The following is a 22,372-nucleotide window of genomic DNA, read 5'->3' as shown; positions in this document are numbered from 1 at the left end:
CAATAGTGAAATATGTAGACTCGGGCTCGTGAAATCCGCTCCTACCGGCTTCGACGCACGGGTCCGTCCGGTGTCGGCCCGTTCGGCGATTATCCGGATTCTGATAGCGGCCGAGTCACCGACGACCACCTCGAGCGAAATCTGCGCTGCCACGACCGCTGTCGGCTATCCGGAGGCAACGGTGCGTGTCGCGGTGTCGAGGATGGTCGCCGCGGGCGAGCTGATCCGCGAACAGCGCGCTTACACGCTCGACCCCGCCCTGCGTGCACGTCGGGCCGAACTCGCCGCCCCGCCCGTTCGACCCTGGGACGGCGACTGGGAGCAGGTCGTCATCACGGCCGCCGGACGGCCTTCGTCCGAGCGCGCGGCCCTGCGCGCCAGGCTGCTCTCGCTTCGCCTGGCCGAACTTCGCGAGGGAGTCTGGCTGCGGCCGGCCAACCTCGTCCGCGAGCTGCCCGTGGACCTGGCCGCCACCACACTCCAGTTCCGCCTCCGGCCGGTCGAGAACCCGGTCGAACTAACCGCCGCGCTGTGGTCTCTGACCGATTGGTCGGCACGCGGGCGCGCCCTGCTCGACGACATCGAAAACCCCGACCCGGCAGCAAGATTCGCGGTCGTGAGCGCCGCGCTCGATCTGCTCACCTCCGACCCCGCGCTTCCGGCAGCGTTGCAGCCCGATGGCTGGCCGGTCGACGATCTCCGGGCACAGACCTCGGCCTATCTCGCCTGGATCAGTCAACTCGACGTGTAGTCGGTTCCCGGCGCCGCCAGGTCAGGGCAACTGCGGGGGCCGTTCTCACCGGCGCAGTAGTCGACGGCCTTGCCGAAATCGAAGGTCTCGGTGAACAACTGGTGGTCAGGTCGCGTCGTCCGCTGCCGTCTCGGCTGACCTGCGACGGTTTCGCCGTGGGTCGCGAGGAGCCTCGGGTATGCCCAGTTGGGCGCAGGTCAGCAGGGCCACTTCGATATCGAGCCTGCGCTCGCCGAGCGGATGTCCGAGCAGCTCTTCGGCTTTGCGCACCCGGTAGTGGACGGTGTTCTTGTGGACGTGGAGCCGGGCGGCGGCGTCGGTGTAGCTGCCACGGGCGTCGAGGAACGCGCGGACGGTCTCGCGTAGCCGTGCTGCTGTCTCGTCGGTGCCCAGCAGTGCGCCGAGCACGCGCTCGGCCCACACCCTCATCTCGGGCACCCGGTCGGCGAACAGGGCGGTCAACGCCACGTCGGCATGGACGGTGAGTCCGTGCTCTCGCCTGGTCAGTGCGACGGCGCGGGCTTGCTGTGCGTCACGGAAGGTCTGGCGGAATCCTTCGAGGCCGGTGGCCGGATCGCCCAGGGTGATGGACAGATTCGGATGGGCGCGCAGATCGTGGGCGAGCTGTTCGGTGTCGAGCACGGGCCGGGCCACCGACGAGATCCACACCCACCGGTTGTGATCGTCGACTTCCACGGTCATCGGCGTCTTGCCGGTGGCGGTGGCCAGCAGGGCGGTGCCCCCGCGCAGGGACGCGCGAGGGTCGCGGGTTCCCGGTGGTGTCCACAGCGTCGCGAACTGGTGCCAGCCGCGCAGGGAAGCCGACAGCATCTGCTCGGCCGAGCCCACATCCAGATCGTCGGCGTCGACGACGGCGCGCACCTGCGCGGCGCGGGCGGCGTCGGTGCGCGCGTCCCAGCGGCGGCGCTCGCTCTCGTAGATATCGATCAAGCCCTCGATCACCTGGTCGATATAGCTGTTGACCAGGTAGGCGATGCGGGCCGCGGTGGCCATCGCGACGTCGGTGGGCGGGTTCAGTTCGGCCAGCAGCGTCATCGTCCACTGGACGAACATGTTCTCGCCGAGCCGGTAGGCGCGCAGCAGTGCCTCGAGCGACAGGTCGTGCTGGGCGAAGCGGCGGGCGTATTCGGCGGCGGCGGGTGGCACGGTGATGTCGTCGAGGCCGATGGCCAGGGTGAGCATGTCCAGGATCGCGGACAGGTTGGACTCGGTGCTGGCCACCATCAGCCTGCGCACTTCGTCGTCGTGCCGGAATTCGGGGATGACCTCGGTGAACATCGTGGTCATCCGCGGTGACAGGTGGTCCAGGTCGGCTTTGATCCGGCCCGCCACCGCACGCACCAGTGGATCGTTGTCGTGGGCCATGGCCGCAGACAGTACCCCCGACGCTCGCGTGTGTGGCGCGGTTTGTGCCCGTGGCACAACACGTCGGCCCAACGCTGGGCTGCTGGCCCGTAGTCGGCACCTCATCCGCGCCCTACCGTGAGTGATGTAACCCAGATCACATTCGCCACTGGTGAGGAATCATGCGACACATCGCCGAATTGCCCGAGGTCAGAGCCGCTGCCGACCCGCACGGACACTGCATCGCCGACGACACCGTCACCCTGTCCAACGCGCAGTTCCACGCTCGGGTCGACGCCGCCGCCTCGGTCCTGCATCGAGAGGGCGTGCGGCCCGACGACGTCGTCGCGGTGGTGCTGCCCAACCGGGTAGACCTCGTGGTGGCCCTGTTCGCGGCCTGGCGGCTCGGCGCCGCGGTCACTCCCGTGAACCCCGGGCTCACCGACGACGACATCCGATACCAGGTCGAAGACTCCGGCGCCGCCGTCGTCATCGGTGAACCCGGTAGGCCCGCAATCACTCTCGACATCGCGGACCTGGCCGAGCACGCCGGCCCCGTCGCGGCGACCACGTCCTCCGACGATCTCGCCCTGATCATCTACACCAGCGGCACCACAGGCAGGCCCAAGGGTGTGCTGCTCGGTCACGAGAACCTCGCCGCCATGTGCTCGATGATCATCGACTCGCTCGGCCTGAACGAGACGGACCACAGCCTGCTGATCCTGCCGCTGTTCCACGTCAACGGAATCGTGGTCAGTGTGCTGTCGCCGTTGCTGGCGGGCGGACGCACCACTATCGCCGGAAAGTTCTCCGCCTCAGGCCTTTTCGACACGGTCGAGTGGGTCCGACCCACGTATTTCTCGGCGGTGCCCGCGATCTACGCGATGCTGGTGGCCCAGCCCGACGGTCCTCGTCCCGACAATTCCTCGTTGCGCTTGGCGATCTGCGGTGCCGCGCCGATGCCCGGCGAGCTCATCGCCCGGTTCGAGCAGCGATTCGGTGTGCCGATTGTCGAGGGTTACGGTCTGTCCGAGGGAACCTGTGCGTCGACTCTCAATCCCGTAGCGGGCCAACGCAAGCCGGGAACCGTCGGGATTCCGCTGCCCGGTCAGACCGTGGCGATCATGGATATCGACGGCGCGTTGTCGGCGCCCGGTGAACCCGGCGAAGTCGTCATTCGCGGAGCGAACGTGATGCGCGGCTATCTCGGCAGGCCGACGGAGACGGCGAAGACCGTCGTGGACGGTTGGTTGCACACCGGCGATGTCGGCTATTTCGACGCCGACGGCTACCTGGTGCTGGTCGACCGGATCAAGGACATGATCATCCGGGCGGGGGAGAACCTGTACCCCAAGGAAATCGAGAACGCGCTCTACCGCCACCCCGCCGTCCACGAAGCCGCGGTCGTCGGTGTGCCCGACGCCGTGCTGGGCGAGGTACCGGTCGCCCACGTGGTCGCCGCACCACAGGCCACGGTCACCGCCGAAGAGCTGATCGAGCACTGCCGCGCGGAACTCGCGGCGTTCAAGGTTCCCGCCGCGATCGTGTTGACCGCGGAGATGCCACGCAATCCGGTCGGCAAGATCGACAAGAAGCAGCTGCGGCTTCTGGCCGCGCGCACCTGAACTGTTCAGCACCCCAATTCACTTCGAACGAAAGACAGTCTTTCGGTCGCGATCACTCGCGCCCGGAAGCCGGAAGAAAGGGATCGAGCCATGGGATTCAAGACGGGAGACTTCCCGCCGGTGGACACCGAGACATTCTTGGATCTGCCGCTGCGCGAACGTATGCGGACGCTGGCATTGCACTGGGCGGAATACGGATTCGGTACGCCGAAGATGATCCACACCGTGTACCTCGTGAAAGTGCTCGTGCTCTACATCATCGGCGGCATCGCGATCGCGACGGCCACCTCGGGCACCGGACCGTTCTGGGATGTGGCGCAGTGGTGGAACCAGCCGGTGGTCTACCAGAAGCTGGTCCTGTGGACGGTGCTGCTCGAAGCCGTCGGCGTCGCGGGCTCCTGGGGGCCGCTGGCAGGCAAGTTCAAGCCCATGACCGGCGGCATCCTGTACTTCGCCCGCCGGGGAAGTATTCGATTGCGGCCCTGGTATCGGGTGCCGTTCACCAACGGTGACTCGCGTACCGCCCTCGACGTGGTCTTGTACCTGGGCTTTCTCGCCTCGCTGGTGATCGCCCTGGTCGCACCGGGCCGGACCACCGCCGCACTGCTGGAAGCGCTGCCGGACAACACCTCCGGGCTGGTCCGGCCCGTGCTGCTGATCGCGCCGATCGTGCTCTACATCCTGTGCGGGCTGCGCGACAAGACGATCTTCCTGGCGGCTCGCGGCGAGCAATATCTGCCCGCGCTGCTGTTCTTCGCGGTGCTGCCGTTCACCGACATGATCATCGCGGCCAAGCTGCTGATCGTGATCGTGTGGGTCGGTGCGGGCGTCTCGAAGTTCGGCAAGCACTTCACCAATGTGGTGCCCCCGATGGTGTCCAACAGCCCGGCGATGCCGTTCCGGTCGATCAAACGCGCCCACTACCGCGACTTTCCGCACGATATCCGCCCGTCGCGGGTGGCGTCGTTCATGGCCCATGTCGGTGGTACCGCCGTGGAGGTGCTCACCCCGATCGTGCTGCTGTTCTCGACGAACCACTGGCTGACCCTGGCCGGGGTCGCGATGATGGTCATCTTCCACCTGTTCATCACCTCCACCTTCCCGCTGGCCGTGCCGCTGGAGTGGAACATCCTGTTCGCCTACCTCACCGTGTTCCTGTTCCTCGGCTTCCCGAATTCGGACGGGTACGGCGTCTTCGACATGTCGTCGCCATGGTTGACGGTGGCGATCGCGGCAGGGCTCGCCTTCTTCCCCGTGCTGGGTAACCTGCGCCCCGACCTGGTGTCGTTCCTGCCGTCCATGCGTCAGTACGCCGGCAACTGGGCCTCGGCGCTGTGGGCCTTCGCACCGGGGGCCGAGGCGAAGCTCAACACCATCGCGCACCGCCCCGCCGACAACCAGGTCGACCAGCTGCTGGCCATGGGCTACCCGCCCGCGGTCGCCGAGATCACCATGCAGCAGACCATCGCCTGGCGTTCCATGCACAGTCAGGGCCGCGGCCTGTTCTCCCTGCTGTACAAGCACCTTCCCGACATCGATCGCTGGACCGTGCGCGAAGCCGAGTTCGCCTGCAACTCGCTGATCGGCTTCAACTTCGGTGACGGTCACCTGCACAATCTCGACCTGATCGACGCGGTGCAGGCACGGGTCTGCTTCGCTCCGGGAGAATGGATCGTGGTGTGGGTGGAGTCGCAGCCGGTGCACAAGAGCACGCAGCAATACATGGTGGTCGACGCGGCGCTGGGCGTCATCGAACGCGGAACATGGGAGGTGGCCGACGCGGTCGAGGCGCTGCCGTGGCTGCCGGACGGTCCCATCGCCCACACCGTGACCTGGCGGCGTGAAGACGTCACCGGCGCGGTCGCCGCACCGCAGCAGGGCGTGGTGGCTCCGGCCGAATAGCCGAGCACCGGACGATATCCCGAACAAGAGAAAGGCACGTCGATGACAACGGCGACAGTGGTCGGCAGCGGCCCCAACGGGCTGGCCGCGGCCATCACCCTGGCCCGTGCGGGTGTGGAGGTGACGGTCCTCGAAGCGGCCGACACGATCGGCGGCGGCACCCGCTCGAGCGAGGCGATCCTGCCCGGTCTGCTGCACGACCACTGCTCGGCCATCCACCCGATGGCCGTGGGCTCGCCGTTCCTGCGGCGCATCGACCTGGAACGGTACGGATTGCGGTGGGCGTGGTCGGAACTCGACTGCGTCCACCCTCTCGACGACGGCACCGCCGGTGTGCTGCACCGCTCGGTCACCGAGACCGCCGCGGGCCTCGGCGCCGACGAACGGCTGTGGCGCACGCTGTTCGAACGCCCGGTCGCCGACTACGACATATTCGACGCCGACATCATGCGACCACTGCTGCGCATTCCTCGCCATCCGATCCGCCTGGCACGCTTCGGCATTCCGGCGACCGCGCCCGCCACGCTGCTCGCACGAGCTTTTCGCACCGAAGCGGGACGGGCACTGTTCGGCGGCGTCGCCGCACACGCCTTCCAGCCCCTCGAACGCCCGTTGAGCGCCAGTGTCGGGCTCGGCATCCTGACGGCGGGACACCGATACGGCTGGGCGGTCGCGGTCGGCGGATCCCAGCAGATCGCCGACAGCATGGTCGCGGTACTGGCCGACCACGGCGGAAAGGTCGAGACCGGCGTCCGCGTGCGCTCGGTGGCCGACCTGCCGCCATCCGACATCACCATCTGGGACCTCGCCCCGACCGCGGTCGCGGAGATCCTCGCAGACCGACTCCCCACTCGAATTACACGTGCCTACAACCGGTTCCGCTACGGCCCCGGCGCTTTCAAGGTCGACTTCGCTGTCGACGGCGGCATCCCATGGACTACCGAGGCCGCCCGTCGCGCGGGCACAGTGCACCTGGGCGGCTCCTTCGCCGAGATCGCCGCCGGCGAACGTGACATCCACGTCGGCCGAATGCCCCAGCGCCCCTTCGTCCTGGTCGGCCAGCAATACCTCGCCGACTCTCAGCGATCCGCAGGATCGGTGCACCCCGTCTGGACCTACGCGCACGTCCCCAACGGCTACACCGGCGACGCCACCGAAGCGATCATCGCCCAGATCGAACGCTTCGCACCAGGCTTCCGAGACCGCGTAGTCAGCCTGACCACCCGCACCACCACGGAATTCGCCGACTACAACCCCAACTACGTCGGCGGCAACATCATGACCGGCGCCAAGAACATCCCGCAGCTGGTCTTCGGCCCCCGAAAAACCTTGCAGCCCTACGACACCGGCCTCCCAGGCCACTACCTGTGCTCGGCGGCGACCCCACCCGGCCCCGGCGCACACGGCATGTGCGGGGCCAACGCCGCCGAACGAGCTTTGCGACGACTGCGGTAACCAGCTCGAAGCTCAGAGCTGGCCGGCGGTTTGTCGGGAGAGGAACAGCTGACGTTTTTCTCGGTCGACATGGGTGACAACGACCGTGACACCGTCCCCGATCTGGACGACCTCGTCCGCTGGCAGGGTGAGGTCTCGGCGACGAATCAGCCCCTCGATCCCATCCGCCACTCGGACAAAGACGCCGAAGGGCACCAGTTGGGTGACGTGCCCGTGTAGTTCTCTGCCGACGGTGGTGCGCTCGGCAAAGGCAACGAAGGGGTCGGGCCGCATCGCTCGTAGAGATAGTCTGGCCTCGGCATTCCAGGTATCGAACTGCAGGAATTCACCCGAAACACGCTGCCCGACCTGAACAACGTCGGATGCAGCCTCGAAACGCCTCCACGACAATTCTGGGAACGTGATGAACCCGGCGCCCGGGTAGAGCGGATGCGGGGGGCCATCGTCGAGCGCCACGAACACGCCGAACGATTCAATCGCTGTGACGGTGCCGGAAAGGATCTCGCCGCACCGCAATGATCCCAGGAACGTCCAGAGTTCGGGGCTCTCGGCCCGCCAGTCCATCTGTCCAGCCTTTCATGACGCGCTCAGCCCGTCCATCGACCGTGCGGAACGTCGCTCATGGATTGGTCGCCTCCGGAGGAGCTTCCATTCTTCGCGAAACCTCACGAATGCTGGCGGCCCGACGCACTCTCATACCGCTGGGCCCGCTACCACGAACGTCCGCATCTGCCGAATATCGGCCACTTCATCGGCCACATCGCCGCTACGATCCGATCATGGAATTCGAAACCTGGTTCCATGGGAATATGCGGGCATTCGCCGCTGACCCCGCACAACCCATAAAGGCCGGGGACTACACGAACATCAAGATCGTCAGCGACGGACCACCTATCGCTCATGCGGTGGCCGCAGGAAGTAGTCAACCCGAATGTGGCACAGACGTGCGGGTACTACCCCACGGATTCCCGTGGCCACATCCCATTCCCGATTGGTGGGAACGCTGCCCGGAGTGTGTTGCCCGCCGCCCGCTGTGAGCTCCATGGTCGTCTCCCGCTACTGCTGATCATCCGCTCATGCCGCGACCCGCGCGATCCCGAGGGCCGCGGCACCAGCGCCGAACGCACTCTTCTGCCGAAGATGTGTTGTCGGAACCGCGATTAAGACCAGGGACTTCGCCTGACTACCGCCGACGTTGCCGCTCAGCGGCCGGGCTCGGGGTGAATCGCAGACATTATCGAGTCCAGCCGTGCGACGAAGTCGGTTCCCTCGGTCGAATTCGCTGCTTCGGAGACGACAGCTTGCAGACAGGCGAATGCCGCACCGATCAACGCGTGGAGGAGAGCATCGTCGACGTGGGCATCGGGTGCGGTTGCGAGTCGGCGGGCTTGCAAAACCGCTGCCAGTCGGTGCTGGATTCGCGCGATTTTCTCCAGGTAGCCGGGCAGCAGCGCGGTGCTGTTGTCGATGATCTGCTGAATCATCAGGCCGCGGGCGCGTCTGTGCGGGTCGGAGAACTGCTCGGCGACAACGTCGAAGGAGTGGCGTAGCGCAACCCAGTCCGATTCCTCGGGCGGGCGTCGCGTCAGACGCTCGGACAGATTCTCGCCCAGCTGCTCGAAGTTGTGCAGGACCAGGTCGTCCTTGGACGGGAAGTAACGGAAGAAGGTGCGTTGCGACATGCCCACAGCTGCCGCGATCGCATCGACGGTGGTGGACTCGAAGCCGTCGGCCAGAAACATCTCCTCGGCCACCTCGGCGACCCTCGCACGGATCGCGCTACGACTCACTTCACGAAGGTCTTTGATGGCCACAGCGCATACGGTAGCAATTGCCAACGGTGACAGTCGCTGCCATGATAGGCAGCCTATGTCGATCAGGTGTGCGGCTACTCGGGCGCTTGCCGACGACTGTGCGAGGAGTAGGTAGAAAATGCGTGTCAGTGCCCCCGTCTGTGTGCTCTGGCGGCGGGTCGCCGCCGCCGCGACCGCCGCGCTTGTACTCGGCGTAGCGCCTCAGTTCGCGGCCGCCACCCCCGATACCCCCGGCGCCGATGCGGCGGCGGTGGAACAGGATCCATTTCGGCGACCGCCGGCCGATCTGGCTTCGCTGCGGCCCGGCCAGATCATCGGCTCACGCGCGGCAACCCCTGTGCTTGACGGCAAGGCGATCCCGGATACCCGAGGCTGGCAGATTTCCTATCGCAGCAACGACACCGATAACGAAGCGATCATGGCGATTACGACCTTGATCGTTCCGATCGCCGAATGGACCGGCCCCGGCGCACGGCCTGTGGTGTCGCAGCAGTTCGCACAGGATTCCGCCGGTCGGCAGTGCGCGCCGTCGGTGTCGATGTCGATCGCCTCGGGCAACCCTGGGCTGTTCCTGGATCGGAACTGGGCGGTGGCCATACCCGACCACGAGGGTCCGCGCTCAGCCTTTATGGCAGGGGTTTCCGGGGGACACATCGTGCTCGACGGCATTCGCGCGGTGCGCAACTCCGGGGCAGGCGGTATCGGTGCGGCCAACCCCTGGGCGTTGGATGGCTACTCCGGTGGCGCGCAGCCCACCGGATGGGCCGCCCAGCTACAACCGACCTACGCACCCGAGGTGGCTCTGAAAGGCGTGGCGCTCGGTGGGCTTCCTGCCGATCCGGCAGTGGTCGCCCGGAATCTGGACGGGCACCTCTTCAGTGGTCTGATGCTGGCCGGACTCGCCGGTCTGTCCGCCGAGCATCCCGAAGCGGGCATCGAGGAAATGTTGAACGAGCAGGGGCGCGCCATGCTCGCGGTGATGCGGTCCTCCTGCGTGGAGGTGATTACTTCGTACTCGCTGCGCAAGCTCGGTGACTACACGCAGGCGCCCGACCCGATTGCGCAGCCGGGTCCTGCCGCCGCGCTGCGCCGCCACGCGTTGGGTGGTGCCGCGCCCACGGCACCGGTCTTCAGCTACCACGGCAATCTCGATGAAGTCATCCCGGTCGGACAAGCGGACACGGCGATACGCGCATGGTGCTCGGGCGGCACGCCTGTTCGGATCGTGCGCAGTCCGATCACCGAACACATCTCCGAGGAGATCGTGAATCATCAAGCGGCCGTGCAGTATCTGGCTGAGCGCTTCGACGGAAAACCAGGTCCGAGTGACTGCTGAGCGCACGCTCGTACAGGTATCGCTGCGAAGCTGCCCACCAGCACCGGGCCGCAAGCGACGGTCGGCGCAGTGGCAACGGACGCAAGAAAGTGCCGCGACCTGCGGTCCGAGGCCACCATGGGGTCTGCAGAAGATCGACCGCCGAACGGGTCTCCTGGCCGCCGGGCAGTGCACGCTCGTCGTGTAAGGCCTTTGTAGCGCGGCAATCGGTCGGTCTGACTTGAGTCAGGTCGAGTGAGCGATAATGCCGATGACCGTGAATTGGCGGCTGACGGTGCCGAAAATCGTCGACCGTATCCGGCCCGGGGTTGTCGGCTGACCACGCTAACGTCCGTGCTCATGAACAACCTATTTCGTTTCGAGTTCCGGGTCTGGGAACCGCTCACTACGCAGCAGTCCAACCTGGTGCTGCCCGCGGTTCGTGCACTGATGAAGCAGGAGGGACTCGAGCCGAATCACGGACAGCTCACGCCCACTGACGACGGCCGATGGTTGATGCAGGGCTCGACTGCCGACCTCGACTACGACACCGTCCGGGAACGCTATCCCGGACGTGCAATCTACAGTTGGCATGAGTCGGTACAGACAGCCGTGAATCGGATAGTGGTGGAGGCGAATCCGGCCGCTAGAGCTTCCTTCTCCTGGTACTACTCGGATGACGAGGACTTTTACCAGGAGTGATCGTGGCCACTAATCTGCGGAACGGGCGTGATTCGACCTTCTTCAGGTCGGGCTGAACGCACGATAATGCCGCGATCCGCGCGACCCCGGACGGCCACGACCCGCGCCGGCGAACGCACTCAACTGCCGATGATCGTGCCTGCCTCACTCGGCCCACACGGTGCTCTGAATTCGACGCACCCGGAGGCTAAGGGATCCAGACCCGGTAGCGAGCTGGGATAGTTCGGCGAGTGAATGTGCTGGTGGCAGGGTTCGTGGCGGGGCTGGTCGTCGCGGCGCTCACCGCACCGGTCGGGGTGTCGGGTGCGGTGTTCCTGCTGCCGGTGCAGATCAGCGTGTTGGGAGTGCCCAGCCCGGCGGTGACTCCGACGAATCTGTTGTTCAATGTGGTGTCGATACCGGGCGCATTGCGGCGCTACAGCCGCCGTGGTCCGCTACGCAGCCCGCTGACTCAAATCCTGCTGGCAGGCACACTGCCCGGCGTCGTAGTCGGCGCGATCATCCGAGTCTTCCTGGTCCCGAGTGCGGGCGTGTTCAAGCTCATCGCGGCGGCACTGCTCATGCCTCTCGGGGTATGGCTATGTTTGCGTACGGCCACTCGGACCGGGGACGACAGGCCGCGGCCGTCCACCCGATTCATCACCGCCACGGCGCTGGCAGTCGGTGTCGTCGGCGGGATCTATGGAATCGGTGGTGGATCGTTGCTCAGCCCGATCCTGGTCGGCCGGGGTGTTCCCTTGGCCGATGTCGCACCGGCGGCGTTGACCTCGACGCTCCTGACTTCGATCGCGGGCGCGGCCACCTATCTCGGCCTCGCTGTGGCGACCGGTGGCACGGACATCGCCCCGGCCTGGGCGATCGGACTGAGCTGCGGGATCGGCGGCCTGGTCGGCGGATATCTCGGCGCGCACCTGCAACCTCGACTACCCGAACGAGGACTGCGCTTCACCCTGGGCGGGGTGGCTATCGCAACGGCGGGAATCTATGCCGCACAAGCACTCTGAGGAACCTTCGGACATACGGTCATGCCGCGAGGACATCGAAACTCAGACCACGGGATCAATCAGGGCGGCGCCGATGAGGATCCGTGGTGTGAGCGGGGTAGGTGACGATGCGCTGGGCGACCCGCGCGGCCATGAGAGTGGAAATTCCGCTGGGCAGCAGGGGGTCGTAGCCGCTCAGTTCGGTGATGCGGGAGAGCCGGTAGGTGACGGTGTTGCGGTGGATGAACAGTGCCTGGGCGGCGGCGTTGTGGTTGAACTCGCTGTCTATGAACGCATCGAGTGTCTCTAGCAGCGCAGGGTGCTCGGCGAGCGGATCGAGCAGCGCGGCCAGGGCTGTGAGGGTGGCTCCGCCTGCCGCCACGGAGTATTCGAACATCATGTGCTTTCGGGTGCAGATCGTTTCGGGCCGGGCAAGGGCGCGGGCGGTCTCGGCGACGGTGTGCGCTTCGGTATAGGCCGCGGGGATATCCGCCCGGGTGAAGGCGGTCGCTACGCCGATCCAGCATTCGGGCTGAACAGTCTTGCTGGACAACCCGATTCGGTTGGCCAGCGCAGCCGCCGGATCGCCTTCGTCTACCGGGCGCAGGGGGACGAGCGCGATCCAGCCGCCGTTGTCGCGGTAGAGGAAGGTGCCCGGGAGCTGCCCGAGCCGGTTACGCAGTGCGGTGAGGGTTCCGGGTGCGGGTTCGCCGAGCCGTACCGCGGCAACGAGAAATGATTCCGCGATGTGGATTTCGGGTGCGCCTGTCCAGCCGGTGATCTCGCGTCCGGCTAGCAGGTCCGCGGCGATCTCGCCTTGGCGTTCCAGGATGTCCCAGCGTGGCTGGCGGCTGTCCTCGATGAGAGCGGTGGCGATGTGTGTGACTACCAGGTTGAGGTAGTTGGTCAGGTGCAGCCCGAGTTCGGGCAGTAGCGGGTACTCGTCCGGTTCGAGGGCCGAGATGGACTGAGTCCACAGGAATGCGGTGCCGACCCGGTAGTTGGTCAGGATCTCCTCGAGGGACATACCGTCACGGACCAGCCGCATCGCCCGCTCGACGATCGGGAGAGTGTCTTGCCTGGACAGCTCGTGGTCCACGGTGAGCGACCGGAAGAACAGTGCAATGTTGAGTTGGACGCTGGGTACGAAGTCCGCGTCCAGCATGGAGTGGGGCAGCAGATCATCGGTCTTGAGGGTGGTTGCCAAGCCTGCCGCTTTGGCGTGCGTCCGCTCGACGACCTGCTGCCACCGCTTGTCGCGCGCGAGCCCGGGCTCGGGGGAATACATCTGGGTCATGTGCCCTCCTACGGTGCCGATACCCGCGTCGACCTATTGGTTCAAGAGCCAGGGAAGCCTTCGGGCAGCGGTGCGGGGAACCCGAGATTGAACGTCGGGCCCGCAGGCACGCCGCGCAACACCGCGCTGGTCCAAGCTACCGACGGAATCCAGCCGGTGACAGCGTTCACCCCGTGCTCAGGAAGGGGAACGGTGATGAACCGCAGGTCCGCACCGCTGTCCCAGTACTTGTTCACTGTCGGCAGCACTGTCGACGGCGGCACGACCTCGTCCCAGATACCGTGCCACCACAGGATCGGGGTGTCCGGTATGTGTTTGCCGAGACTGTTGTCTTCCAGCACTTGCATGATTGCGGGTTCAGTTTCCAGTGATTTGCCCGGTTTGAAGTACGCACTGAGTGGGCGGTATATCCCTGACGGTGCGAGGGTGATGACGCAGCGAGACTGGAAATCGCGGAGTAGGTGCTGGCCTTCCTCGGTGAGCAACTCCTCCGGCCGGAATACGTCCGGGTATTCCCGCGCGAAGGCTACGAGCCCGAGCCACATGGTGAAGTTCCCGATCCCTGCGAGTCCGGTCTGCGGCTGCACCGCGTATCGCGCGATTCCTGTGAGGCTGCCAGGGGTGGCGCCCACTGCCGTACCCAGCAGCCGCACATCAGGTGCGTAGGTGGCGCGCAGTTCGGCTGCGCGAATCGATCCCGAGCCGCCGCCGGAGTACCCGTACAGTGCGATGCCGGCATCAGCGAGACCCAGTCCCGCATCGTTCTTCACCGCGCGCAGGCTGTCCAGGACCATCTTGCCCTCGGCGAAGGTGTTGAACGTGTTGAACTTCCCGTCGAAGTCGGGGATGTTGAGGGCGAAGCCTTGCATCAGCCAGTAGATCGCGAGCGCGGATTCCTTCATCGTGCCGACCTGCAACGTGTAGGACGGATTGCAGGAGGAATTGGTGGAGTCGATGGCCTCCTGGAACGACAGCACCGGCCGTGTACTGCCCTGCCACGGAATACCCGGGATGATGACGGTCGTGGCTGTCACGATGGGATTGTCATGGACATCGTTGGACCGAAACAGCAGTTGCTTGGTGTAAACCGGGAACGGGATGCCGGCCAGGCGAGTCTGGACCTCCCGGGTGCGCACGATCTGACCGGGCGCGTAGGACGCAAGGTCGTCCGGGTCGTTGTACCAGGGGTCTTCCGAGGGCGTTGGAATCGGGAGCAGATCGTAGATCTGCGGTTCGGACGGTAGTTGCGGCAGTTGGTTCTGGTCTGGAGGGAATGCGATATCGGCGGGATCACCCACTGCAGTACCGGCACTGAACAGCACAGTTGCCGCAGATAGCGTCGCGACAGTCCAGTGTCGCAACCAAGTCTTACCCATTGAACCTCCAGCGTCATTGCCATGAAGTGTCGAAAGCCTCCCGGCACCTCGAACAAGAACATCGCATGACACAGCGCGGAGTCTTCGGCACGATCCCAGCAGTGAATGCCAACATTAGTGCGTGTGCACAACCGAATCCGAGTGCACTTCACCAGGTCCGACCGGGTTTGCTGGCCCGATGCTCGGGGTTGACCGCGCCAGCACTGCCGCCACATCCTCTACCGCGCCCGAGCGGATTGGCGGCCAGCACGTCCAGGCACCGGTTGTGGACGATGACCGGTGTGGCGTCCATGGAGTCGATGAGTAGCTGCATGGGCTGGGCCACGGGCTTGGTCCGTGCTCGGGTGCGCGAGGGTCTGCGCGCGGAGCGGGCGAGGTCGTAGAGGTAGGCGGCCTCGTAGGCATACAAAAGACGATCCTTGTTTGCGTAACCTTTTCGGTCGGTCTCGCTTCTGGATTCACTGGATATTTCAAATTTCGAGAAAGGGGATTCTACCTCCAGCAGACAGCTGACTCTATTGAGGGGGAGCTCAGCAGCTTACAACTGGGCGTAGCACAGTACAAGCACATTCAGGAGCCGGAGACAGCTCTAGCTGAATTCGCTGAACGTGTCGAACTCTTGAAGAGCGAGCAGCGAAAGCGCGAACAACAACTGGATCAGCCGAGTCAAAAGCTCGAAGGATGAACCAGTTCCTCAGTGGACTACCACTGAGGCGTCAAGCGATCTGACACGCTTCTCGGCGTTTCCGGCCGACGCTGCCGCGGATGCGGTTGCGGACGTCGGACAGTGGGAAAGACTGGTGCCAGTGGTGAGCCTGCTGTGGTTCGCCGTCTTCGGCGGCGCGGGCACGGTTGAGCCGGACGTTGATAGGCGCGTTCAGCCGAGGCGTCGATCCGCTCCAGCGCTACCGCCGGTTCGGTGCAGGCTCGGCGCGGCCTCTCGCGCAACGTGTCTGCGGATTCGGCGACGGCGACTTGCGCTGTACGCAATCGGCACGGTCGGTGGGTGTGCGGAACGCGTCGAAGTGGGTGCAGCGCAACGACATCGCTTTTCGAGGTCGCGATTCGAATCGCCGAATGCGGGGGCGGCGGCGGGTTACCCTGAAGAAAACGCCCGGCGATGGAGGCCGCATTGAGATTCACATGGCGTCGACCGAATCGCGTTCCCGCGCAACTCGAACGGCGCCTGCGGGATGCGCTGCAGTTGCTCGACGCCGGCCGCCACGGATCGGCCGAGTCCGCACTGACCGAACTGCTCGCCGACTGCGAAGCCGAGATCGGACCGGAGCACCCCTTCACGATCACCGTGATCGACGCCCTCGGATCCGCCTGCTACCAGCAGCGGAACTTTCCCGATGCCGCCGCGCGGCATCGCGACGCCCACCACCGCGCCACTCGCGCCCTCGGCCCGAACCATGCCCTCACGCTGGGCGCCGCGCACAACCTGGGCTCCGCACTGCTACTCATGCACGAGTGGGCCGAGGGGATCCCTCTGCTCCTGACGGTTCTCGAGGCCAAGAAGGAGGGGCTCGGGAGCGATCACCCCGAAACGCTGGCCACCGCCCAAGCGGTCGGGTCCGGCCTGTTCAAGTCGGGCGATAGGCAGCGGGCCGCACTCATCCTGGACCAGGCCTATCGCACGGCCCTGGTTGCCTATGGATCTGACGATCCGATCGTGGTCGACCTGCGGCACAATCTCGATGTGGTGCTCCGCAACTCCCGCTGAATACCGTCGGTGAACCGTCACGGGTTGAAGACCGGCTTCAGGAGTTGACCAGCGCCGGTCGGCGTGGCGGGTTTTGAGCGTAGTAGGCAGTCTCGTACTCGGCCGGGGTGAGGTAGTCGAGCCGGGAATGCAGGCGAGCGTTGTTGTACCAGTCGACTCACTCCATCAACGCGAATTCGACATCGGCAACGGTCTTGAACGGGCCGTGCCGACGGATGACTTCGGTCTTGAACAGGCCGATGATCGACTCGGCGAGTGCATTGTCGTAGGCATCGCCAACGCTGCCGAACGAGGCTGACAGTCCTTGCAAGGCAAGGGATTCGGTGAACATGACCGAGGTGTATTGACTGCCGGCGTCGGAGTGATGGATCAGTCCGGGCTCGATCGGATGTCCGTAGTGATCGCGTCGCCAGATCGCCATGTTAAGGGCCTTGGACACCAAACGCGGCCGTCTTCGTCGACGATACGGTCCATCCCACGATCGATCTCGAGAACACATCGAAGACGAACGTTACATACGCCCATCCCGTCCAGGTCGAGATGTAGGTGAAGTCGGCAACCCACACCAGATTCGGCGCCTGCGCACCGAAGTCGCGGTTGAGTCGGTCACCGGCACGGATCCCGTCCTTGCTGGGGATCGTGGTGCGGTGGCGGCGACCTCTGACCACGCCGTTCATACCCAAATCCCGCATGAGCCGGTCGACGGTGCAAAACGCTGCCGAGTGTCTGCGCCGACGCAGATAGCGAGTCATCTTCCGCCGCCCATACATCTGCTCCGGGCTACCGACCAGCCCACGCAGTGCATGTTCGAGGTTGGCATCAGTAACATCGCGGGCCGACGGCGGCCGGAATCTAGCTTTTCGGTAGGTCCGGGGCGCGATCTGGATGCCGTGCTCGGTGGGCGCGCGGCAGATCGACTCGACGCCGTGGACCTGGCGGTATTGATCGATGAATCCGACGATCAGCGGTGTCGCGGGTCGAGTTCCCGCGCGAAAAAAGCCGACGCCAACTTCAGGATCTCGTTGGCCTGCTTCAGTTCCCGGTTCTCTCGACGCAACTGCTCGAGCTGCTCGGCGGTCTTCGCCGCGGCAACGGGCTTACCCGGACTCGCTTGGGCTTTCAGGATCCACTGACGCAGGCTTTCGGGATGCACGTCGACCATCGGACCGATCGCTTGCGCCGCGGCATATGCGGACGGGTACTCGTCGAGGTGGTCCAGGGCCAACCTCAGAGCCTTCTCGCGAACCTCGGGCGGGTAACGCTTGGACATGATGACCATCTTCCTCAAAGAAGGAAGCGGTCTTCAACCCGTGACGGTTCATGCCCACCGCGGGACTACTCGTGCTCATCGACCCCCTCATCCCGATACCCTTCGCGCTCACCGCGGCAATCCTCACCGCGACCGTCGCTGTGCTCGTCTGGCGGCAGCCGATAGACCCCGGCACCCCACACGCCTAGACCTGTTCGGAAGGAGTGGATACCGAGTGTGGGCTGCTGTCGCCTTCACACATGCTTCGGCAGCCGGGCGTCTTCGGTGAAACGCCAAGTACCACTGCTGCTCTCCGGCACGCATACCTCTGCGTCCGCGAGTCAGGATTATCGCGAGGATTGCGAAAACGGTTGCGCTACTGCCGATTTCAGTGCGGGCTGCGGCGTGCGTACCCGACGGATCGTGACGCTTCGAACAATGATCTTTCAGGGAAGTGATTCACCAGAACTGCCATGTGATCGGAGAGGGTACCCTCGATTCTGCCGTGATCCGCGCATCATCAACCGAACGGTGCGGCCCGGAATCAGGCCAGAATGATGCATCGTCGCGGAGGGCTTTGAACGACACGTAATAGGAATGCCCGGCCGAATCGAGGATCGGCTCCTCGCCCTCCGCGAGTGTGCCCTCGTCCTGGGCAACTTCGTACCAGAAATCGTAGTCGAGACGGACGACGAACACCGGCATGAGAACGATGTCGGCATACAGCCACGAACCCGTAGCTACGATCTCCTGGCCGTTCATGATGACCAGATGCTACGCAGAGTGGAGAGATATTCGCTTCGGCGCCTGGCCAACGCCCATATTGCCGCGATCCGCGCGCCCCGAACGGCCACGACCCTCGCCGACGAACGCACTCAACTGCCGAGTTGGGTGCACAACTGGCGACTGCGGCTGTACTGACGAAGACCGACGGTAGCCCGCGCGATGAAGATCTCCTCGCGGTCCAGGGCATACGGCGGGGCATCGACGTCGGGTTTGATGCTGAGCCCGTCAGGCACAGATCTCGGTGGAACCGCGGCTGGGGGCAGGCAGGCCGACGAAGTCGGCGTGGCCGTTCTCGAATCGCGGGGCCTGGTCGGCGGTGATGAGTGCCATGGGTCTCTCCCATGCGGTGTGAATGAGGTTGTGTACGTGGGCTACTGAGCCCAGGGCGGGCTGACGCGATTGCCGCCGGGGGCCTGGGCGTACGCGCCAACCGGCAGCACCGCCACCGCCTCGAACGGCTCATCGCCCGGGACGCTCAGGTGAAAGACGGTGTGCGCGGGGATGACCAGGGCGTCCCCGGCGCAAAGCTCGCCGATCTCGCCGTCGATGATCACCTGCGCCCTCCCGGAAAGCGCGATGAAGATCTCCTCACGCGACACCGCGTGCGCGTGACCGGGATTGCCCGCTTCGAGGGTGAATCGCCACACGCTGTTCTCGCTGGAACCCCGGCTGGGAGCGGCCAATCCGATGGCGGTCATGAGGGGGGCCTGGAGGGTGGGTGCGTCGGCGGATTTGATGAGTGGCATGCTCTACTCCTGATGTTCAACCAAGGTGTTCAACTATGGTGTACAACTTGAGTTGAACATATCGGTACGGAGGGAGTCAAGCATGGATTTCGGGGTACTGCTCGGGCAGGCCTACCAGGGGTTCGTGCAGGAGTTACACGCACACCTGGTCGGGCACGGACATCAGGTGCTGGGCGCCTCGTACGGGTACGTGCTGCGCACACTCGCGGACAACGCGCTCACCGCGAGCCAGTTGGGCGAGCACCTGGGGATTACCGCGCAGGGTGCGGCCAAGGTGGTGGATGAGATGGTCCGGCAAGGTTATGTCGAGCGCCGCGCCGACCCGAATGACAAGCGCGCCAAACTGCTGCAGCTGTCCGAGCGCGGGCGCGACATGCTCGACACCGTCCGGACCTTCCACGCGGACTACGAGCGGAGATTGACCGCACGGGTGGGCGCGGATCAGATCGCCGCCGTGCGGGCGGTGCTCGGCGAGATCGTTGACGCCGCAACCGATTCCGCTAACCCACGTGCCTTCCGGCCGCTGTGAGCCGAGCGATATGTCGATGGCCGGTCTGGCGCTACCCAGAGTCAGTTACATCTTGGTGTATCGCGCCATGGCGAAACTGTAGAAGCCGTAGGTGATGATGCCCAGGCCGGCCGCGATCAACAAGACAGCTCCGAAAGGCTGTGCTCCCAGGGTTTTGAACGCTCCGTCGAGTCCGGTGGCTTCGCTGGGATCGGATCGGCCGACCGCGAGTATCACCAGCAATCCGATAGCCGCGACGGCCAACCCCTTCGCGATGTATCCCACCGTGCCCAACCGGCGAACCAGCTTGCTCGTGGAGCCTTGCAGGTCTTCGAGGAAGCTCTGGGTCGCGCCCTTGTAGACGTGATAGCCGCCGATCGCGATGATGATGAGCCCGGCGGCGACGAGGGCGATCGTGCCCACGCTCGATCGCATCATCGCAGCGGTGATCCCCGTACTCTGCTCGCTACTGGATTCGCCCGCGCCCCGGGCGAATCCGAATGCGGAGACGGCGAAGCCGAGGTAGACCACCGCGAGGGAGAATGCCTTGACGCGATTGACGGCCTCGGATTTCTTGCTGTCGGAGTCGGGTCTGGAGGAGCTGCCGAGTGCCGCTTCGGCGAGCCGCCACAACGCCATCAGCGAGAACGCGACGACACCGACCCAGAGCGCGAGGACACCGCCCGGCTTGGCGGCCAGTTCCGCCATGGCCCCCGATTGGTCGGCGGTTCCGCCTCCGCCGCCGAGGGCGAGCCGGATGGCGATGTAGCCGATGAACAGGTGCACGATGCCGCTCATGACGAAGCCCGCGCGGGCGAATCGTTCGAAGACGCTGTTCTGGGCCACCTTGGCCACGGCACTGGACGAGTTGTCGTACGACGATGGGGAGACGGTGTTGTTCGGCATGGTGATAACCCCTGCGTGTGGTGGATCCGTCGAGGTGGTCCGCAACGGTCGGCGCGCGGGGTCTAGTGCGAGGTCTCTCGTTCGGCGAAGCTAGTTCTTGAAGGCGTCTTTGATCTTGGCGGCGGACTGTTTCAGGTTGCCCTTGACTTGTTCGGCCCGACCCTCGGCCTCGAGGCTTCGGTTGCCGGTGGCGCGACCGAACACCTTCTTCATCCGACCCTTGGTGGCCTCGACGGAATTCGCGATTTTCTTGCTCATACTCATGGCGGTTTCCTCGCTGTGTGGGATCAAGTCAACGCCGTAACCCCACGGCTGTCAACGATGTTGATCTTCAACACAGGGATCCGCGTGGTCGCGGCGAGCCTCCTGGTACGAACCCGCCCGACGAGATCCCCGAACGCCAGGTGCGTCCTGGGTGGGTCCGTACAGACGCAGCGCCGCGAACCACCCCCTGCCCGGCACAGTTTTGATCCAGTTCTGTTCACCGCTGGCGGGCGGTTCCGGGCCGAAATACAGCTGCGCCGAACCGTCGGGGCCGGTGACGACGTTCTGGTCAGATGCCAGTGAGGCGAATCCACCGTTGTCGAGCAGGCAGCGGGTGTGGCGTCGTAGAGCACCAGTGACCAGTAGTTGACGACCGGCATCCCGGCGGGCAGGTGCAGGGTGTAGTGGTTCTCACCGGTCGGTCGTTCCCCGTAGGCGTCGAAGAACGCGCCCGCGTATTGCGCGCCTTTGCCCGGCATCGCCAAAAACATCGCATCCGAGGTGGAGAACGCCGAATAGAAGAAGGTCAGACGCTCGTCGAAGTTCTGGTAGGTCGCGGTGTGAACTCCGGGTCGGCAGTGACGTACGGGCCGGGGATCATGTTGCTGGTCCAATGCCGATTCGGCCACACCCGCAGATGGTCATCGGGGTTGAAAGCGACTGTGGCGGCGTATTTCTCACCGACTGCCGCGGCTGCGTCCAAGATCTCGATCAGTGTGTGGTCGGGTAGGACCGGTGAAGTTACACAGTCCGGGAAGGCGGCTCAGGCGTCGGTCAGCGAACGCACTGTCATGCCGCGGACGCGCGGTCCCGAGGGCTGCGCCGCCGGCCGACGAGCGCACTGAGCTGCCGATGAGCGTGTCCGCCCACCGTTGCGGGATGGGCGAGCGCTGGATACATCGACGCCGTGATTCTTTCCACTGGGAAGGGCGTCGTGCGCCTCAGTCGGTGATTCCCCGCAATGCCCAACCCCCCCGACGCGCGCCGCTTTGTGTGGGGGGTAAGTCGATCACCCGAGATCGGAAGCGCTTGCAGCGCAACCGTTCGACAGCGATCAGCGAGATCGGATTCGACTATCGGCCAGGACCGCCCGGCGTCTACCAGATCATGCCCCGCATCGATACCATCCCTCTGGCCGATCTCATCGATACCTTCGAAATCAGCGATCGCACCACTCGTGACTGCGCCGCATTCGGCCCATTTCTGTTCGACCGCAATCAGTACGACAAAGCTGTCCAGGGCCTCGACGCCGCGATCGCCGCCCCTGTTCCAACGTCTCGATGACCTCGGAATGAGTCATCGCGGGACGATTCTCGAAACGTCGACCAGAGTGCACTTCGCGAGATTCATTGGATGATGCACGGCGCACCGGATCCAGCATGGTCACCGCTACGGACATCTTTCGATCAGGACTTGCCGTCATCGACTGGCGTGGTGGGGCTCGGTCTGTTGGATTTATCGCCGAGGCGCGCGTGCAGCCGTTCGCGGACCTGGTCCGGGGTGTATGCGCGACGTTTGCGTTCGGCCCGCACGATGACCACCCCGGTCGCCGCGACACCCGCGGTCCCGGCCAGACCCAATATCTTCCACCAGCGCATGCGC

The 22,372-nt window shown here is 65.0% G+C and carries 23 protein-coding genes, 1 pseudogene and 1 other annotated feature; of the genes and pseudogenes, 11 read left to right on the top strand and 13 right to left on the bottom strand.

Annotation, left to right across the window (positions count from 1 at the left end):
* Positions 1-28 precede the first annotated feature (28 nt).
* Positions 29-751: a PaaX family transcriptional regulator C-terminal domain-containing protein gene (locus ACWF99_RS05820; protein WP_452534946.1), complete on the top strand. Its 723-nt coding sequence runs from the start codon at positions 29-31 to the stop codon at positions 749-751.
* 105 nt (positions 752-856) lie between these two features.
* Here ACWF99_RS05820 and ACWF99_RS05815 read toward each other — a convergent pair whose 3' ends face one another.
* The gene (locus ACWF99_RS05815; protein ID WP_452534944.1) at positions 857-2,137 is read right to left on the bottom strand and encodes a helix-turn-helix domain-containing protein; all 1,281 of its coding nucleotides are present in this window, start codon (positions 2,135-2,137) and stop codon (positions 857-859) included.
* A 161-nt stretch (positions 2,138-2,298) separates the two neighbouring features.
* Between ACWF99_RS05815 and ACWF99_RS05810 the strand changes: the two genes are divergently transcribed.
* The 3 genes from ACWF99_RS05810 (at position 2,299) to ACWF99_RS05800 (ending at position 7,098) form a co-directional block, all read left to right on the top strand.
* Positions 2,299-3,741, top strand: coding sequence for a class I adenylate-forming enzyme family protein (locus tag ACWF99_RS05810; RefSeq protein ID WP_452534942.1), 1,443 nt, complete (start codon positions 2,299-2,301; stop codon positions 3,739-3,741).
* Between the two features lie 90 nt (positions 3,742-3,831).
* Positions 3,832-5,643: a DUF3556 domain-containing protein gene (locus ACWF99_RS05805; protein ID WP_452534940.1), complete on the top strand. Its 1,812-nt coding sequence runs from the start codon at positions 3,832-3,834 to the stop codon at positions 5,641-5,643.
* Positions 5,644-5,685: 42 nt separating this feature from the next.
* Complete coding sequence (locus ACWF99_RS05800; RefSeq protein ID WP_452534938.1) at positions 5,686-7,098, top strand: phytoene desaturase family protein; 1,413 nt, start codon at positions 5,686-5,688, stop codon at positions 7,096-7,098.
* 12 nt (positions 7,099-7,110) lie between these two features.
* On the opposite strand, the gene ACWF99_RS05795 is transcribed toward ACWF99_RS05800, so the two are convergent.
* Positions 7,111-7,662, bottom strand: coding sequence for a S1 RNA-binding domain-containing protein (locus ACWF99_RS05795; protein WP_452534936.1), 552 nt, complete (start codon positions 7,660-7,662; stop codon positions 7,111-7,113).
* Positions 7,663-8,300: 638 nt separating this feature from the next.
* On the bottom strand, positions 8,301-8,912 hold the full coding sequence (locus ACWF99_RS05790) for a TetR family transcriptional regulator (protein WP_378660040.1): 612 nt from the start codon (positions 8,910-8,912) through the stop codon (positions 8,301-8,303).
* Between the two features lie 118 nt (positions 8,913-9,030).
* Between ACWF99_RS05790 and ACWF99_RS05785 the strand changes: the two genes are divergently transcribed.
* The 3 genes from ACWF99_RS05785 (at position 9,031) to ACWF99_RS05775 (ending at position 11,933) form a co-directional block, all read left to right on the top strand.
* On the top strand, positions 9,031-10,248 hold the full coding sequence (locus tag ACWF99_RS05785; RefSeq protein WP_452534935.1) for a lipase family protein: 1,218 nt from the start codon (positions 9,031-9,033) through the stop codon (positions 10,246-10,248).
* 234 nt (positions 10,249-10,482) lie between these two features.
* Entirely contained in the window at positions 10,483-10,929 is a 447-nt protein-coding gene (locus tag ACWF99_RS05780; protein ID WP_452534933.1) for a hypothetical protein, read from the top strand.
* 230 nt (positions 10,930-11,159) lie between these two features.
* Entirely contained in the window at positions 11,160-11,933 is a 774-nt protein-coding gene (locus tag ACWF99_RS05775; protein ID WP_452534931.1) for a sulfite exporter TauE/SafE family protein, read from the top strand.
* 55 nt (positions 11,934-11,988) lie between these two features.
* Here the strand turns inward: ACWF99_RS05775 and ACWF99_RS05770 are convergent, their stop codons facing one another.
* The 3 genes from ACWF99_RS05770 to ACWF99_RS05760 all read right to left on the bottom strand — a co-directional run bounded on the left by ACWF99_RS05770 (position 11,989) and on the right by ACWF99_RS05760 (position 14,994).
* Positions 11,989-13,209 (bottom strand): PucR family transcriptional regulator, encoded by a 1,221-nt coding sequence (locus tag ACWF99_RS05770; protein ID WP_378630679.1) that lies wholly within the window; start codon positions 13,207-13,209, stop codon positions 11,989-11,991.
* 41 nt (positions 13,210-13,250) lie between these two features.
* A complete protein-coding gene (locus ACWF99_RS05765) occupies positions 13,251-14,657 on the bottom strand; it encodes a lipase family protein (protein WP_452534929.1) in 1,407 nt (468 codons plus the stop codon).
* Between the two features lie 76 nt (positions 14,658-14,733).
* Positions 14,734-14,994: an MmyB family transcriptional regulator gene (locus ACWF99_RS05760; RefSeq protein WP_452534927.1), complete on the bottom strand. Its 261-nt coding sequence runs from the start codon at positions 14,992-14,994 to the stop codon at positions 14,734-14,736.
* A 723-nt stretch (positions 14,995-15,717) separates the two neighbouring features.
* On the opposite strand from ACWF99_RS05760, the gene ACWF99_RS05755 reads away from it, so the two are divergent.
* Positions 15,718-16,311 carry a tetratricopeptide repeat protein gene (locus ACWF99_RS05755; RefSeq protein WP_452534925.1) on the top strand — a complete coding sequence of 198 codons (594 nt, stop codon included), beginning with the start codon at positions 15,718-15,720 and terminating at the stop codon, positions 16,309-16,311.
* A gap of 37 nt (positions 16,312-16,348) precedes the next feature.
* On the opposite strand, the pseudogene ACWF99_RS05750 reads toward ACWF99_RS05755, so the two are convergent.
* A pseudogene (locus ACWF99_RS05750) lies at positions 16,349-17,581 on the bottom strand (IS3 family transposase).
* Positions 17,184-17,312 (bottom strand) — a sequence feature (AL1L pseudoknot). It overlaps the preceding pseudogene by 129 nt.
* 50 nt (positions 17,582-17,631) lie before the next feature.
* Between ACWF99_RS05750 and ACWF99_RS05745 the strand changes: the two are divergent.
* Positions 17,632-17,769: a hypothetical protein gene (locus ACWF99_RS05745; RefSeq protein WP_378630686.1), complete on the top strand. Its 138-nt coding sequence runs from the start codon at positions 17,632-17,634 to the stop codon at positions 17,767-17,769.
* 250 nt (positions 17,770-18,019) lie between these two features.
* Here the strand turns inward: ACWF99_RS05745 and ACWF99_RS05740 are convergent, their stop codons facing one another.
* Both ACWF99_RS05740 and ACWF99_RS05735 read right to left on the bottom strand, forming a co-directional pair.
* Positions 18,020-18,322 carry a hypothetical protein gene (locus tag ACWF99_RS05740; protein WP_378630688.1) on the bottom strand — a complete coding sequence of 101 codons (303 nt, stop codon included), beginning with the start codon at positions 18,320-18,322 and terminating at the stop codon, positions 18,020-18,022.
* Positions 18,323-18,717: 395 nt separating this feature from the next.
* On the bottom strand, positions 18,718-19,092 hold the full coding sequence (locus tag ACWF99_RS05735) for a cupin domain-containing protein (protein ID WP_452534924.1): 375 nt from the start codon (positions 19,090-19,092) through the stop codon (positions 18,718-18,720).
* Between the two features lie 82 nt (positions 19,093-19,174).
* Between ACWF99_RS05735 and ACWF99_RS05730 the strand changes: the two genes are divergently transcribed.
* Positions 19,175-19,621 carry a MarR family winged helix-turn-helix transcriptional regulator gene (locus ACWF99_RS05730; RefSeq protein WP_452534922.1) on the top strand — a complete coding sequence of 149 codons (447 nt, stop codon included), beginning with the start codon at positions 19,175-19,177 and terminating at the stop codon, positions 19,619-19,621.
* Between the two features lie 45 nt (positions 19,622-19,666).
* Here ACWF99_RS05730 and ACWF99_RS05725 read toward each other — a convergent pair whose 3' ends face one another.
* From ACWF99_RS05725 to ACWF99_RS05715, 3 genes are all read right to left on the bottom strand, one after another.
* Complete coding sequence (locus ACWF99_RS05725; RefSeq protein ID WP_452534920.1) at positions 19,667-20,506, bottom strand: DUF1206 domain-containing protein; 840 nt, start codon at positions 20,504-20,506, stop codon at positions 19,667-19,669.
* Positions 20,507-20,596: 90 nt separating this feature from the next.
* Entirely contained in the window at positions 20,597-20,764 is a 168-nt protein-coding gene (locus tag ACWF99_RS05720) for a CsbD family protein (protein WP_378630696.1), read from the bottom strand.
* A gap of 29 nt (positions 20,765-20,793) precedes the next feature.
* The gene (locus tag ACWF99_RS05715) at positions 20,794-21,399 is read right to left on the bottom strand and encodes a DUF1214 domain-containing protein (RefSeq protein ID WP_452534919.1); all 606 of its coding nucleotides are present in this window, start codon (positions 21,397-21,399) and stop codon (positions 20,794-20,796) included.
* Between the two features lie 250 nt (positions 21,400-21,649).
* Between ACWF99_RS05715 and ACWF99_RS05710 the strand changes: the two genes are divergently transcribed.
* Positions 21,650-22,054: a hypothetical protein gene (locus ACWF99_RS05710; protein ID WP_452534917.1), complete on the top strand. Its 405-nt coding sequence runs from the start codon at positions 21,650-21,652 to the stop codon at positions 22,052-22,054.
* Positions 22,055-22,176: 122 nt separating this feature from the next.
* Here ACWF99_RS05710 and ACWF99_RS05705 read toward each other — a convergent pair whose 3' ends face one another.
* On the bottom strand, positions 22,177-22,368 hold the full coding sequence (locus tag ACWF99_RS05705; RefSeq protein ID WP_378630699.1) for a hypothetical protein: 192 nt from the start codon (positions 22,366-22,368) through the stop codon (positions 22,177-22,179).
* Positions 22,369-22,372 lie beyond the last annotated feature (4 nt).

The organism is Nocardia sp. NPDC055002, from assembly GCF_053608825.1.
The sequence above is the reverse complement of the archived record's forward strand: the minus strand, read 5'-3'. Positions and strand labels throughout refer to the sequence as shown.